A 13781-nucleotide genomic window follows, 5' to 3' on the forward strand; every position below is an offset into this window, starting at 1 on the left:
CTCCCTCCCACGCCCCGCCGACCTGAACCCGCTTCTGGCCGAAGCCGATGCCGCCTGGCAGGAACAGCGCGGTGCCTGGGCGCAGTTCGGCTCCGATCTGCTGCTGGGCTATGAGTACCGGGCCTGCATCAAGCTCGGCGCCCGCGACCTGGACGATCCCGCGGACGCTATCGCGGGTGCCTACCAGCGGGTGTGCGTGGATCTGCGCACCCTGACCGAGGTCGGCCTGTTCGGCTACCACCAGGTGCCGCCCGCGCAGCGACTGTGGATCTGGGCCACCGACCTGGAACAGGCACGCAAAGACCTGCCTCTCGTCTGACCGACGTCATGGCCGCTGTGGAGCGTGGTACGCCGCCCCGCTCCGGGCTGGCTTTCTACTCGTTGAGCATCGCTGGACCATCTACCGCAGACATGGTCCTCTGAAGGCATGAAGAGTCCCCTGGCCGCCTCAGAGTTTCTGGTCATCCAGTTCGATCGTCGTGATGCGAGTTTGGTCGTGATCGACAACGTCGGATATAGCGCCGCCAACCGTGATGATGCGGTCAAGGATGCGAAGGCCGCCGCCGAGCGGGCACGTGCCGCTGGTCTGCCCCTGGACATCATGGTGGTGCGCCTGGTGGTCGAAGAGCACTTCCCCATCGATGAGGAGTAGGTTGTCGGCCGCGGTCAGGTGCCCTGTCAGTCAGGTGTCGCGGCCCTGTCGGCCTCTTGTGCAGGCACCACTTGCATCGTGACAGCGGTGCCGTACACGCGTGCGGCCTCGAATAGGGTGTTGATGACCTCGGTGACGTGCTGCGGCCGCGAGCCGCTCAGCCGTGACCGCCACGTCGATGCGGCCGCATCCCAGTCCATCAGTGGCCTGATCATTGCCACCTGGCGCTCGAACTCCTCCGGCTTCAGGTCCCGGTTGGACCGCGCCGCCAAGATCACATCGAAGGTGTCCATGATGGGGTTCTACGCCGCACCACTGACAGAATCACTCGCTGGTGTGAGCCTTGCCTGATCGGCGCCGCATTGCCAGCCCGATGGGCGACCGCGGGCTGCTCCTATTGGGGGACGTACGCGGGTAGCGCCTGCTCGGCGGCCGCCGCCATCATCGCCACCTCTTCAGCGGCGTACTTACGCGGACGGCGAGCGATCCACCCATGAACGCGCGAGGCCCGAAGGATCGTTGTCCCCCCGGCGTTGATCGCTCCCCAGCGGGGCAGCCGCCCACCATGCACGGCGACGACCGTGACGACGTCGACCGGGCGGCCGGTCGCCCGGCGCAATGCCTCGGCGACAGCTCGGGCCTCGAACACCACCGGCCCGACAACCTTGGCGATCGGCGTGCGACCGACCCAGAGCGTGCCGCCGCCCGGTTTGATCGTGGTCCGTCTGTGCCACTTCTTCGAGTCCACCACATACACACCGGTCGGGCCGATCACGACGTGGTCGATGTTGGCGCGGCTGCGCGGGACCGCACGGTCGTGCAGCACGGTGTAACCGGCCAGCTCCAATTGCCGCAGCCGGCGTGCGGTGGCGCGCTCACCGGCTGCGCCCTTGCGCCAGGCCGTCGTCGAGGAATGGCGACGCCAGCGGTAGACGAGGTCCGCGACAGCGACCACGGCGGCCGCAACGATGGCGGCGTGCCAGCCGACCAGCCACCACACCGCGATGCCGGCAACGAGGGCCAGCACGCCGCGGAGGGCCCATCGGCGCGTGCGTGTGGCCTCCAGCCGTGCACGATAGACGGCTTGCGCTGATGCGCCTGCAGTCGATGTGGTTGCCGGTCTGGTCACTGTGCACCTCGCCATAGGTAGTGCGCTGCGTCCGACTTCCGAACGGTACGCGGCAGGTCCGACATCCGGGCTCCATTTTTGGCAGACCTCCAGGTGAGCAGCCGTCGCGCTCAGGCTGACGGATCGCCGTCAGTGATCCTTTTCGTGCGTTGCGTCGACTGGGCCATGCTGTGACGGAACTGGGCAACCACGGCAGCTTTGGGGTAGGCGCGCTCCAGCGCAACGCACAGCGTGCCGCTGCGCACAGCAATAGCCGCCGCCTGGCGTGGGGTGGATAACGCGGTCATGCCGTGGGCGACGGCGTGCTCGGGATCGCCCAGCCGGGCGAACGCCATGCCGAGATCGAGGGCGGTGACGGCGCGTCTGGTCGGGGAGATGCGGGGGTCTGCTTCGTAGATCCCCAACGCCTGCTCCGCACAGGTGCGCGCTTGCTGGTTATCGCCCATCCACAAGCTGGAGCTCGCGGCGACCGACCAAACCCGCGCGGCGTCTGCGGTGAACAGCCCGGGTGCGTGGAGCGGTTGCTGCTCGGCCTGATGACGCAGGTGCCCCAGAGCGTCGCTGGCGGAGATCACGTGGCCGAGCCTGGCGTGAGCCCGAGCCAGCTGCCCCATCAGGCGCACCCGGGCGGCGCCATCGGCCGATGCCACGGCCAGGCCGTGCTGGACGGCTTGCAACGCCTGGGCAGGGTGCTCGTCGTAGAACCAGGTCGTGGCTTCCACGTCCCACGACCACGCTGCTGCCTCCGCGTGGTCGGCTTGATCGGCGTGGTGGCGAGCGTCCGCAGCATAGGCGAGCGCGGTCCGGACATCCCCACGGTCATGAGCCGCCCAGGCCAGCACCAGCGACAGCCACGCCGCGTCGACGTACAGTTCCCGACGCTGCTTGAGCGTCATCCGATGCTCGAGCAACTGAGCGACGTGACGGCGGTCGGCGATGGCGCTCCGCCACAGCTCGTCGGCGTCGTAGCGGGCGTAGTGGCGCCCATAGCCGTCGATCATGTGGCGTACGTGATCCAACGTGCTCGTACCAAGATCGGTTACCTCGCTACGTCGGGTCAGTTCCCATGCCTCGGTTTCGGCGCCGGCCAGTAACCCGGAAGCGACGAGGGCGGTGGCTCCCAGCCGCAGTGCGTCGCGGCGGTTCGTATGATCACCCCCCGAAGGATGTGGGCGCGGTGTGTAGTCGACGGCGAATCCGAGTTGCACTGGCCCGGTTTGAAAGAGCCGACAGAGTCGATCTTGATAGTCGGCGTCGCAGTGACCTCCGCTTTCCCATCGGCGCCAGGCACGTTCGCTGGCGCCCCGCCGAGGAAGCTCGGCGGCCTCGGAGACCGCGACAAGTTGGTCGACGGCTTCGGGGACGCTCCATCCGCGGGCCAGCCGGTGGCTTTTCAGAAGGCTGTGCCCGCAGCAGGTGTGAATCGCCTCGGCGATCTCATTGAGAGCCGACGCCGGCAGTGAATCGCCATGGTGGGCGAGCGCCTGGCTGCGGATCTGGGTGGCGTGGGGCCGGTGAGGTGTAGGCACTTACCTCCTCCGAAAGACACTCTTGGCAGTCCTCCAACGAGCCTTACCCGACCCGCCGGACTCGGCAAGAGGCCATGTGGCGTCCGCGACACGGAAACCAGCTGTCCCCCATGCGGACGTCAACTGCCACTGGTGAGCACCTCCCGTCTGGCGCACAGTGACGCTACCGACTCATTCGATCACTGCCGAGTCTCACTGGTCACCCACCCGTGAAGGAGGGCTGTTTCCGCTATGCCGAACATCGCGCTCTACGGCTTGCCCGGTGCCGGCAAGTCCACCTTTGCCCGCCTGCTGACCCAGCAGCTGGGGACGAGTGGCGTGCCGTGCGCCCTCGTCAAGATCGGCGCTCCCTTGTACGAGCTGCAGGCGCTCATTTACTCCGTGGCCGGGCGGCCCTTGCTGGAGCCGACGGCACAGGACGGGCTGCTGCTGGCCGATCTGGCCGGGCACCTGCGCCGGATCAATCCCACCTCGCTGACGGACCTGTTCGCCGCCAAGGTGGCCGCGGCCCCTTCCGGTTCCGTCCTTGTGTGCGACGACATGCGGGCCCCTGATGTGGAGGCGGTCACCGACCTGGGGTTCCGTCTGGTGGAGATCACGGCGCCCGAGCCGCTGCGCTGCCGGCGCAGGCAGAGCCGCGGCGACCTCTCGCAGGGCGACGAGCAGCACCCAAGCGAAGCGCCGGTCGAGGCGCAGCCGTGGCTGCGCGTTCACAACGACGGCGACCTTGACCGGCTATGGGACGAGGCCGGCCGAGTCGCGGCGCAGGTGCTGCGATGATCCTGACCGGCCGCGAGATCGTATGCCAGCGTGAGCGGGGCACGCTCACAATCGAGCCGTTCACCGAAGCTCAGCTCAACCCGAACTCCTATAACTACCGGCTCGGCCCCACCTTGCGAATGCACCGCCAGGCCGTGCTCGACACCCACGCCGATCACGACGTGGAGGAGGTGACCATCCCGGCCGGCGGGATGGTGCTCCGGCCGGGCCGGATCTATCTGGGCACCACGGTGGAGACGATCGGCAGCCGTGTGTTCGTGCCGTCACTCATCGGCCGGTCCTCGCTGGGCCGGCTCGGGATGTTCCTTCAGTTCTCGGCCGATCTGGGCAATCTCGGCGCGTGCCACCGGTGGACGCTGGAGATCAAGGTCGTCCAGCCGATCCGCATCTACCCAGGCATGGTCGCGGGCCAGGTCACGTTCTGGGCCAGCGTCGGCGCCGTCCCTCCGTACGAGGGGCATTTCGGCCGTATCAGTGAGGCCACGGTCGGGCCCGCCGGCCTACTGGCCTCTGCTTATCAGCCATCCGCGACGCCCGTCTTGACCAATGGGAGACTGCTGTGATCTTGACCGGGCCGGAGATCGCTCGCAACCGCGATCGCGGGGACCTCACGCTGGACCCCTTCGACCCCGAGCATCTCAACCCGAACAGCTACAACCTGGCGCTCGGGCCGACCCTCGTCTGTTACACCGGCGACGTTCTGGACATCCGCTCCCCTAATGAGTGGGTCGAGATCCCGATCCCCCACGAGGGATTTGTGCTGCAGCCGGACCGGATCTACCTCGGCAGCAGCGTCGAGATCGTGGGCAGCGACCACCTGGTCCCGATCATCCGCTCACGCTCCGGAGCGGCACGGCTTGGGTTGTTTGTCCATGTGACCGCCGACCTGATCGACATCGGGTCGGTTGGCCAGTCCACGCTCCAGTTGCATGCCGTGCAGCCTGTGCGTGTGCACGCCGGCGACCGTCTGGCGCAAATCACGTTCTGGCGTTCGGTCGGGGAGATCACCCTGTATGACGGCAAATACCAGGGCTCACGCGGGCCGCAGCCCTCGCAGATCCACCGCGACCGGGTGGCGGTGCCCCGATGACCGGCCGTCTCGTTCCGAACCCTGCGGCCGGGTGCGGCGATCCGGTCATCCGGTCCCTGGCCGGCGCCGCCTTCGCCACGATCCAAGACCGCTACGTGCAGGAACGCCACCAGATTGCAGCCGCGATCCTAGACGATGACGGCGGCATCCACCTCGGGCTGCACGTGGACGCGATGGTCGGCCGGGCCGCGGTGTGCGCCGAGGCTGGCGCCCTGTCGGCGGCACGGCTGTCCACTCACGCGCCACTGGCCGCAGTGGCAGCTGTCCGCTACCCCAAACCGAGGGAACCCGCTCAGGCCCGTCTCGTTCCGCCGTGCGGCCTATGCCGTGAGCTGCTGCTCGACCACGCGCCTGGTCTGCTCGCCGTCGTCCACGACGGCACTGCTTTGGTGCTGACGCCGATGGCCGAGCTGCTGCCCCACAAGTACGTGGGCACCAAGTGGCCCACGCCCACCCTTCCCTGCCCCAACCCGAACCGGATCTGAGGAGAGTGCCGTGACCAACAGCGACTTCCGCACCCCAGCCCTGGACGCCCTGGCGCAGCAGGTCATCCCGGCGGAGCACTTCGAGTTCTCCGCCGAAACCGCCAAGCAGCGGTTCTTCAACGACACCCGGATGCTCGACGTCAAGCAGTGGGTCCACAACGCGTTTCGGACCAACCCGAAGAGCATGGTCGACCACATGCTCGACAACCTCGCCCTGACCGGCCGCGAGGACCTGCTCGACCTCGGGTGCGGCAACGGGTTCGTCCTGGAGTACCTTCGCCCCCACCTCTGCGAGGGCAGCATCACCGGCCTCGACATCGCCCCCGCGGTCCTGGCCGCCGCCCAGGAGCGGCTTCACGGCACCGCCACCCCGTGCACGTGGATCGAGGGCAGCGCCGACGACCTAGCGCAACTCTCCGACGATTCCTTCGACCGGGTCATGGCCAACTACATGATCCACTACGTGCCGGATCTGGAGCGGTGCTTCGCCGAGGTCCGCCGGGTTCTGCGGGACGGCGGGGTCTTCCAGCTCACCACCGACCGCACCGACAGCATGCTGGAGATGTACCAGGTCCACTTCGCCGCTCTGGATGCGATGGACGCGCCGAAGGACCTGTTCAAGGCCACACCCAAGGGCCGGTTCTCGCTCGCCAACGGCGCCCCGACGCTCCGGAAGTACTTCTCCGTCGTGGAGACCGTCACCTGGCAGGACCAGCTTCGCTTCACCGACCCCGACCCGTTCATGCGGTTCTACACGGTTGGGCACAACCACTGCTGCGCCTCCTCCGAACCGGACCCGCGGCTGGACGAGAAGTTCTTCGCCGAGCTGCGCGACCGTGTCCGGCGCCAGGTGCAGCAGGAGATCGACGAACGCGGCTACTTCGCCGTCACCAAGTTCACCGGCAGTTTCCTGTGCCGGTGACCAGCCGGCCAGGCACGCCGCGCGATCAGTGAACGCGCGGGCACGGAACTGCGCCTTGGTAGCGTCATGATTCGTGCCGCGCCTACCCCGGCGCCCGTCCCGCCGCCATGTGACCGAAGGAGAACCTGATGCCGACGATCCGCAAAGCCGTCATTCCGGCTGCTGGGCTCGGATCGCGACTGCTGCCCCTGACCAAGGCGCTCCCCAAGGAGATGCTTCCGATCGGGGACAAGCCCGTGATCGAGCACACCGTGCGTGAGCTTGTGGAATCCGGCATCACGGACATCACGATCGTGGTGTCGGGAGACAAGAACCTCATCCAAGACCACTTCCGCCCGAATGGGCCTCTGGTGCAGCAGCTCCGCCGCGACGGCAAGACGGACTACGCCGATGCCGTGGAGGAGATCGCCGAACTGTCCCGCATCGGACGTATCAGATACATGCACCAGCACGGCCCGTACGGGAACGGCACCCCGGTGCTGAACGCCGCCGAGGCTTCCGGCGAAACGGACGAGCCCATGCTGGTGCTGTGGCCCGACGACGTGTTCGTCGCCGACGTGCCGCGGGCTCAGCAGTTGATCAGCGCCTATGAGAAGACGTCGGCGCCGGTGCTGGCGTTGATGCCGATCGACCGGCAGGACTCCGTCCGTTACGGCGTGCCCGAGGTCCAACAGGCTCTGGACGGCGGCCTGATGCAGATCAGCGGCCTGGTCGAGAAGCCGAGCCCGGAGAAGGCGCCGTCCTCGTACGCCGCGATCGGTGGATACGTCGTCACGCCCGCCATCGTGGAGGAACTGCGCCAGCAGACCGCCCGCTGGTACGAGCACCGTACGGGCGAGGTGTACCTGACCGACGCCATCAACGCCCATGCTCGCCGCAATGCCACGTACGGGCAGGTCATTTCCGGCCGCTGGTATGACACCGGCAACCCGGGCGACTACATCATCGCCCAGCTCGCATTCGCGTTGGCCCACCCGCAGTACGGGCCGATGGTGCGCCAATTCGTGAACAGCGCCGACGGCGCTGCCCCCGACCTCATCTGACCGGCCGCTCCCGGCGCCTCCGCCTCGGCGAGCGGCCCACCCCGAGGGAGCTTCACCATGTCATCAGTTCGCCGGCACGAGCCTGTCATCGACCAGCACGACACCTGGCTCGTGGTCAACCCCGTCCAGGGCTGCCCCAAGGGCTGCACCTACTGCTACCTGAAAGACCTGGGCCTGACCCGCGCCAAGCCGGTCGTGCTGGCCACCCCCGCAGAGACGCTCCAGCAGTTGCTGGACAGTCCCTACTACCACCCGGTGCTGGTGCTGGCCCTCTACACCTGCACCGACGCCTTGGCCACGCCCGTGACCCGCGCCCATCTGACCGGCCTCCTCGACGTGCTGGGCGACTCCGAGGTCCGCAACCCGGTGTGCTTGATCACCAAGTGTGCGGTGCCGGACGACATCGTGGACTGCATCGCCCGCAACCGCGCCAAGGGGCTGCCCATCCTCGTCTACCTGAGCTATTCGGGGCTGGGCCCCGACATCGAGCGGGGCATCGACCACGAGGCGCTGCGCGGCAACTTCCCGCGCCTGCACGCCGCAGGGATCCCCGTGATCCACTACTGGCGGCCAGCCCTTCCAGAGAACTCCACGCCGGACATCATCGAGCACGTCATGGACTGGGCATCCCGGTACGCCGTCTGCTCCGTCGCGGTCGGCACCAAAGTGAAACCCACCGCGTTCGACCAGATGACCACTGTCTGGCCGGCCCTGGCTGACCCGGACCTCGACCCGCAGGCCGCCGACTCCGTATGGCCGCGCCGCACCTGGGAGTGGCTGCGCGACGTTCCCAACCGCTACCACGGGCACCCAATCTTCCAAACCAACAGTTGCGCTCTGGCCTACGTGCTCGGCCGCGCCGACCGCGCCGGCGTCTACAACACGCCGACCTGCCTCGCCGCCAACCGCTGCCCCGCCGGGCAGCGTAACCGCTGCCGCGCGGCCGTCCCCCGCCAACAGCCCATCACCTACGCCGACATCGCCGAGCGTCTGGCCCGCATCGGGCACGAGAGCGTGTCCTTCACCTTCAACCCCGGCACCCGCACCGTGGTGCTCGGCGAGGCGCTGCCGCTGCGCGCGCGCCACAACCTGGCCCAGGTCCTCGCCGTCACGGTCCGCTCACCCGATCACCCCGACGAACGCTACTGGCCGGGACGCCTGTCCGGCGCCCAGCCGCTCGTCATCGACTAACTCCCGCTTCTCCCCTTTTCCATCGATCTCAGGATCTCGTTTGCCATGTCACGCACCGTGGATACCGCTGTCCTGTTCTGGCCTCGCGGCGGCAGCGCTCAGGTCATCCGCTACCTGGCGCGCGAACTGAACAGCCGCGGCTGGACGACCCGGGTACACGCCGGATCTTTCGGCCGGCCGGGAGACCCCTCCCACGCCCCCACCTTCTACCGAGGGCTGGACCTGCGCCCGTACGACCACAACGACGCCTACGCGGCCTTCACTCGCGGCCAGAACCCGCAGCGTGTCCCCTGGCCGCATCACCCCTCCTATGAGGACCGCGGGATCTGCCCCGACCCGCTGTTCAGCGCCGTCCCCGAGGTGGACGCGGACCACCTCACCGACGCGTGGACCCGGCACCTGACCACCCACCGCAGCCCCGCGGCCGACCTGGTCCACCTGCACCACCTGAGCCACCTGCAGACCAGCGCCAAGATCGCCTACCTCGGCCTGCCGCGAGTCACCACCCTGCACGGCACCGAGCTCAAGTTGATCGATGCGATGACCCACCGTATCCGGCTGGCCCAGCGCGTCGGCGTCTCACTGGGTGACCTCGCCCGCCTTCTGCACACCGACAATCCGCACCGCGCCACAGAAGCGATCAACCTGGCCAAGATCACGCGCCTTGGCGACTACGACACCGAGCTGCTGATGAACACCGCCTGGCAGAAATGGGAGCATTCGCCCTACTGGGTGTCCCGCCTGCGCCGGGCCACCACCGAGGCGGGACATCTGGTCGTCGTATCCGAGCACGACCAGCACCTTGCCCAAACGCTGCTTCCTGTCCGCCGCGACCCCACCGTCATCCCCAACGGGGTCGACATCCAGACCTTCCGGCCCCACCACTTCGACCACGGCCAGCGGCTGCAGCATCTGCGCCGCTGGCTCATCACCGACCCGCGCGGCTGGAAAGCCGGTGGCGCCCCGGGCAGCATCGGCTACACCGACGCCGACCTCCACCGGCTGCACGACCAGCACGGCAACCTCCGCCCAATCCTGATGTGGGTGGGCCGGTTCCTGGACTTCAAACGCGTCCCCGTCCTGCTGCAAGCGTTCGCTGCCGCGCGGACCCGCCTCGACCCGGCGCCGATCCTGCTGATGTGGGGCGGCTACCCAGGCGAATGCGAAGGCATCCACCCGGCCGACCTGGCCGAAGATCTGCGCATCAGCGACGACGTGTTCTTCGTCGGCTGGCGCGGCCACGACGAACTCCCCGCCGGCCTCAACTGCGCCGACGTGATGGTGGCGCCCGCCGTGAACGAGCCGTTCGGCATGGTGTATCTGGAGGCCATGGCGTGCGGCACCCCACCCATCGCCACCGCCACCGGCGGGCCGGCTCGCACCATCATCCGATCCGGGCCGGACGCGACCGGATGGCTCGCGGCGCCCGATGACGCCGACGACCTCGCCCGCATCATCGTGGCCGCCGTCCAAGACGTCGACGAACGGAACCGGCGCGCCGCCAACGGCCGAACTCACATCGCAGACACCTACAGCTGGGCCCGCACCACGGATCGGTACCTCGCCGTCTACGACGCCGCCGCGCGCTGACCTCCCGCCGAAAGGACTGCCGCCATGCCTGCCACGCCTGGCCGTATCGATGGTCTGCTCCTCGACATGAACGGCCTCTTCCGCCACTGGCGCGACACCGGCGCCCGCGCCAGCGAGCAGCTCGCCCGCCTCCCGGAAGGCACGATCGCCCACTACGCCTATGCTCACCCCACCTACCGGCTCGCCCGCGTCGGCGTGCTCACCGACCAGCAGTGGGCCGACGATGTCGCCAACCGGCTGGCCGCAACCTATGGCCAGGCCGTACGCGGCGCCCTTACCGCATGGAGGGGCGACCGCGGCGAGGTGGTGCCCGAGATGGTGGCGCTGCTGCCCAAGCTGCGCCAGCACCTACCGGTCGGCGTGCTGTCCAACTCGACCGACGCTCTCCACGCCGACCTGAAATATCACCAGATCACGTTCGACCACGTGTTCCCCTCAGCGGACCTCGGCGTAGACAAGCCGTCCCCGTTCGCATTCCGGGCCGCCGCCGGCCGAATGGGGATCCCCCTGACGTCCCTGGCCTACTTCGACGACGAGCCCACCTTTGTCCACGCGGCGCGCACGCTCGGCATGCACGCCTTCCTGTTCACCGGCGTACAGGCGTTCACTGCCCGCCTCCGCCGACTCGGCCTGCCGGTGCCTGCCGATCCTCTCTGCCCTGAGAAATCTTCGTGCGCGCAACCGTGAAATGGTTCCGCGTCCGAGGCGCTTTCACGGCCGCCCACGACTCGTTGGCGTCATCCTTTCCGAAGATCCCGTTCCGTGGACGCACATCTTTGAACAATCACAGCCAGCGCAGTTCGTCCAGGACAGGTGCGAGCGCGGCGGTGTCGTCGCGGCGTGGATCGTCTGGGTGGTGGCCCTGGCCGCAGGGCCGCAGCCGGACCTCGATCCGGGCGATCGCGCCTGGCAGCCACCGGTCGAGGAACTCGGCGGCGTCGCCGGCGGTGGCCTCCTCCCACAGGTAGGCCGTCCGCCAGCAGCAGTAGAGCATGGACAGTTCCTCGATGACGTCCCAGTGGCGCATCCAGCACGGCAAGATGGCGCGCTGGGCGGCGGGCCAGGCGAACAGCACCTGCGTCAGCCAGTCGCCGAGCTCGGCGAGCCGATCCGCCTTGTCGACATGGGACATGCGCAGCCAGGACCACGGTCGTGGGGGCGGCTCGGACTTCGCGGCCTTGCTCGGGGGCGGGGCGGCGGCCAGGCCGGCCACGACGCCGGCGAGTTGCTCGAGTTCGGCGGCGAGGTCGGCGATGATCTCAGCGCTCGCATCACCGCCCTGGCCACTGCCGCTGGGCGTGCTGGTCATGCCTCATTGCCGGGTTCAGCCGAGTGCCAGGGCCGCGCAGGGCGTGGTCGCCGCCCCCGCTCCGCCGCAGTCCAGGATGGGTCGGCGAGCTGCTCATCGGTCGTGCCGCTCAGGTCACCGGGTGCCGGGCCGAGGCCGAGGCTCGGCAGCGGGATGTGGCCGTCCTTGGCGCGCCAGCGCTTGTAGTCGGCCCGCCGCCACACCCGTTCGATCCGAACAATGGTGGGCAGGGCGTTGCGACGCACGGCCAGGGCACGCCACGTGCGCAGCATCCGGGCCTCCTCCGGAGGCAGCACCGGCACCATTTCCCAGCGGCGGGTGCGCATGCGCTTGCCGGAGCCGTCGACCGAGGTTTCCCAGTACGGCAGGGCGATCTGGCCGCAGAGGGCGGACATGGTCTCGGTGTCGTCGGGGTCGCTGGTGGCGCCGAACAGCAGCTTGGCCTTGGTGTTGTTCCAGATGGTGCGGGCGCTGTCCTTTCCCCACCGCTCCTGGAACTGTGACCAGGACTGGCCGCCGACCAAGAAGCAGAACCCGGAGCCGGCGGCGGTGGCCAGCCAGGTCGGCAGGTGTGGGATCGGGCAGATCGCCGGGGCTTCGTCCAGGACGAAGGTGACGGGCGGGTCCAGGCGGCGGCCGTTGCGGCGGGAGGCGAGCTGGCGCGCGGTGTGGTGGATCTCTGCCACGAGCGTGCTGAACAGGATGGGCGTGGCGGGGCTGAGGCTGTCGCCGGAGATCAGGTAGAGGGTTTCGCGGCGGCGCAGCATGTCTTCCAGGTCGAGGCCTTCGCCGTGGGGCGGGCACAGCGTCCAGGCGGTGGTGGGGTCGTCCATGCACTGCAGCACCTGGCGCAAGGTCAGGAAGATGGAGTCGCGGGTGCGCACGTGCAGGGCGTGGTAGCGGCGTACCTGGGCGGCGGCGCGGTCGGTGTTGAGGCCGGGACGCCGCTGGCTCAGGATCGTCAGCGGGGTGGGGTCCTCATCCAGGGCCCAGGCGTCGACCTCGGCCATGGTCAGGTGCTCCAGCGCGGCGGCGTGCAGGAGGGCGGCCAGCACCATGGCCGCTTGGTTGCTCCAAAAGCCCTGGTCGGATAGGCCACTGGTGTCGATGGCGGCCACCATGTGGGCGGCCCTGCGGATCGCGGTGGCCGGGTCTTCGCAGCCGTCCACGGGTGACCAGCGCACGGTGGAGGCCCACTCGCCGACCTGTTCGGGGTTGAACAGGTGGACTGTGCCGCGCTGGCCACGTAGTCCGGCCGTGGAGGCGACGATGTCGTCGCGGATGCTGGTGACGATGACGGCGCCGGGGGCGTCGATGATCCTGCCGGCCAGGTGCGCGGTCTTGCCTTCCTTCTGCGGCGCGAGGATCAGCACGTTGTCCTCCAGGGTGGCGTAGACGCGCCAGGGCCACAGCCAGCCCTGCGCCCAGCCGAGGAAGATGGCGATCTCGCGGTGGTGCACGGTGTGGCGCAGCCACCAGGTGCGTAGCGAGGGGCGTGCCTGGCGGGCGACCTTGCGGGCGGCGGGCAGCCCGTAGTGCCGGTACAGCTCCAGCCTGCGGGCGAATCCGCGGCCGGGATACAGGCGCCAGTGCAGCCGCCAGCGCAGCGCGAGTCCGTGGCGCCGGCGTGGGTCGCGGAGCCGGTCGGCGATCACGACGACGAGCAGCGCGGCGACGGCGAGGCCCACGAAGGCCATCAGGGGCGGGATCTGAATGGCCCGCACGCCGGTGAAGGTGAACGGACCGCCCGTCATCGGCCGTCCCGGCGGAGACGGCGACGCTGGTGGGGCACGGGTCAGCCTTTCGGAGGGGTGTCGTGGCAATCGCCCCACGTCACGCACGTGGGTGACGGTCGCAGGCCGGTGGACGGGCGGGTGTTCGCGCGGGAGTTCGTGCCGGGGGGTTCTTCGGGGCCGCCAAGGTGCCGGGCGCGTGGGGGCTCGGGTGTGATGGTCACCTTCTTGGTGATGGTCACGGTCGGCTGTGGTGTTGGTGGCGGCTGCCTGGTAGCGGGTGGGGCGGTGGACGTGCGGACCGGCGACGTCGAGGACGCGTCGGGAG

The 13781-nt window shown here is 68.8% G+C and carries 16 protein-coding genes; 11 read left to right on the forward strand and 5 right to left on the reverse strand.

All coding sequences use genetic code 11. The features are described 5' to 3' along the window. Together C1J01_RS50450 and C1J01_RS38090 are read left to right on the forward strand one after the other, a co-directional pair. Positions 1-319: hypothetical protein (locus tag C1J01_RS50450; RefSeq protein ID WP_220040294.1), on the forward strand; the 319-nt coding region annotated here is incomplete at its 5' end. 108 nt (positions 320-427) lie between these two features. Further along, a complete protein-coding gene (locus C1J01_RS38090) occupies positions 428-652 on the forward strand; it encodes a hypothetical protein (RefSeq protein ID WP_111183819.1) in 225 nt (74 codons plus the stop codon). A 26-nt stretch (positions 653-678) separates the two neighbouring features. Here C1J01_RS38090 and C1J01_RS38095 read toward each other — a convergent pair whose 3' ends face one another. The 3 genes from C1J01_RS38095 to C1J01_RS49310 all read right to left on the reverse strand — a co-directional run bounded on the left by C1J01_RS38095 (position 679) and on the right by C1J01_RS49310 (position 3310). Then, positions 679-945: a hypothetical protein gene (locus C1J01_RS38095; protein ID WP_111183820.1), complete on the reverse strand. Its 267-nt coding sequence runs from the start codon at positions 943-945 to the stop codon at positions 679-681. 101 nt (positions 946-1046) lie between these two features. Further along, complete coding sequence (locus C1J01_RS38100) at positions 1047-1679, reverse strand: nuclease-related domain-containing protein (RefSeq protein WP_181449202.1); 633 nt, start codon at positions 1677-1679, stop codon at positions 1047-1049. A gap of 212 nt (positions 1680-1891) precedes the next feature. Then, entirely contained in the window at positions 1892-3310 is a 1419-nt protein-coding gene (locus C1J01_RS49310) for an NsdA family TPR-like regulatory protein (protein ID WP_146615871.1), read from the reverse strand. A gap of 231 nt (positions 3311-3541) precedes the next feature. Here C1J01_RS49310 and C1J01_RS38110 point away from each other — a divergent pair, with 231 nt between their 5' ends. The 9 genes from C1J01_RS38110 to C1J01_RS38150 all read left to right on the forward strand — a co-directional run bounded on the left by C1J01_RS38110 (position 3542) and on the right by C1J01_RS38150 (position 11098). Then, positions 3542-4090 (forward strand): hypothetical protein, encoded by a 549-nt coding sequence (locus tag C1J01_RS38110; RefSeq protein ID WP_111183823.1) that lies wholly within the window; start codon positions 3542-3544, stop codon positions 4088-4090. Beyond that, entirely contained in the window at positions 4087-4653 is a 567-nt protein-coding gene (locus C1J01_RS38115; protein ID WP_111183824.1) for a dCTP deaminase, read from the forward strand. The genes C1J01_RS38110 and C1J01_RS38115 overlap by 4 nt, the downstream gene beginning before the upstream one ends. After that, complete coding sequence (locus C1J01_RS38120) at positions 4650-5180, forward strand: dCTP deaminase (RefSeq protein WP_111183825.1); 531 nt, start codon at positions 4650-4652, stop codon at positions 5178-5180. Before C1J01_RS38115 ends, C1J01_RS38120 begins: the two co-directional genes overlap by 4 nt. After that, positions 5177-5665 carry a cytidine/deoxycytidylate deaminase family protein gene (locus C1J01_RS38125; RefSeq protein ID WP_111183826.1) on the forward strand — a complete coding sequence of 163 codons (489 nt, stop codon included), beginning with the start codon at positions 5177-5179 and terminating at the stop codon, positions 5663-5665. Before C1J01_RS38120 ends, C1J01_RS38125 begins: the two co-directional genes overlap by 4 nt. Positions 5666-5675: 10 nt before the next feature. Continuing rightward, positions 5676-6587, forward strand: a complete 912-nt coding sequence (locus C1J01_RS38130) for a class I SAM-dependent methyltransferase (RefSeq protein WP_111183827.1) — start codon at positions 5676-5678, stop codon at positions 6585-6587. Positions 6588-6715: 128 nt separating this feature from the next. Then, the gene (locus tag C1J01_RS38135; protein WP_111183828.1) at positions 6716-7630 is read left to right on the forward strand and encodes a UTP--glucose-1-phosphate uridylyltransferase; all 915 of its coding nucleotides are present in this window, start codon (positions 6716-6718) and stop codon (positions 7628-7630) included. Positions 7631-7687: 57 nt separating this feature from the next. After that, on the forward strand, positions 7688-8821 hold the full coding sequence (locus C1J01_RS38140) for a radical SAM family protein (protein WP_111183829.1): 1134 nt from the start codon (positions 7688-7690) through the stop codon (positions 8819-8821). 360 nt (positions 8822-9181) lie between these two features. Further along, entirely contained in the window at positions 9182-10411 is a 1230-nt protein-coding gene (locus tag C1J01_RS38145) for a glycosyltransferase family 4 protein (protein ID WP_328589721.1), read from the forward strand. Positions 10412-10435: 24 nt separating this feature from the next. Beyond that, the gene (locus C1J01_RS38150) at positions 10436-11098 is read left to right on the forward strand and encodes an HAD family hydrolase (protein WP_111183831.1); all 663 of its coding nucleotides are present in this window, start codon (positions 10436-10438) and stop codon (positions 11096-11098) included. Positions 11099-11195: 97 nt separating this feature from the next. Here the strand turns inward: C1J01_RS38150 and C1J01_RS38155 are convergent, their stop codons facing one another. After that, the gene (locus C1J01_RS38155) at positions 11196-11720 is read right to left on the reverse strand and encodes a hypothetical protein (protein ID WP_111183832.1); all 525 of its coding nucleotides are present in this window, start codon (positions 11718-11720) and stop codon (positions 11196-11198) included. Beyond that, the gene (locus C1J01_RS38160) at positions 11717-13474 is read right to left on the reverse strand and encodes a type IV secretory system conjugative DNA transfer family protein (protein WP_111183833.1); all 1758 of its coding nucleotides are present in this window, start codon (positions 13472-13474) and stop codon (positions 11717-11719) included. The genes C1J01_RS38155 and C1J01_RS38160 overlap by 4 nt, the downstream gene beginning before the upstream one ends. Between the last annotated feature and the right edge of the window lie 307 nt (positions 13475-13781).

This window comes from Nonomuraea aridisoli, assembly GCF_003236395.1.
Classification (GTDB): domain Bacteria; phylum Actinomycetota; class Actinomycetes; order Streptosporangiales; family Streptosporangiaceae; genus Nonomuraea; species Nonomuraea aridisoli.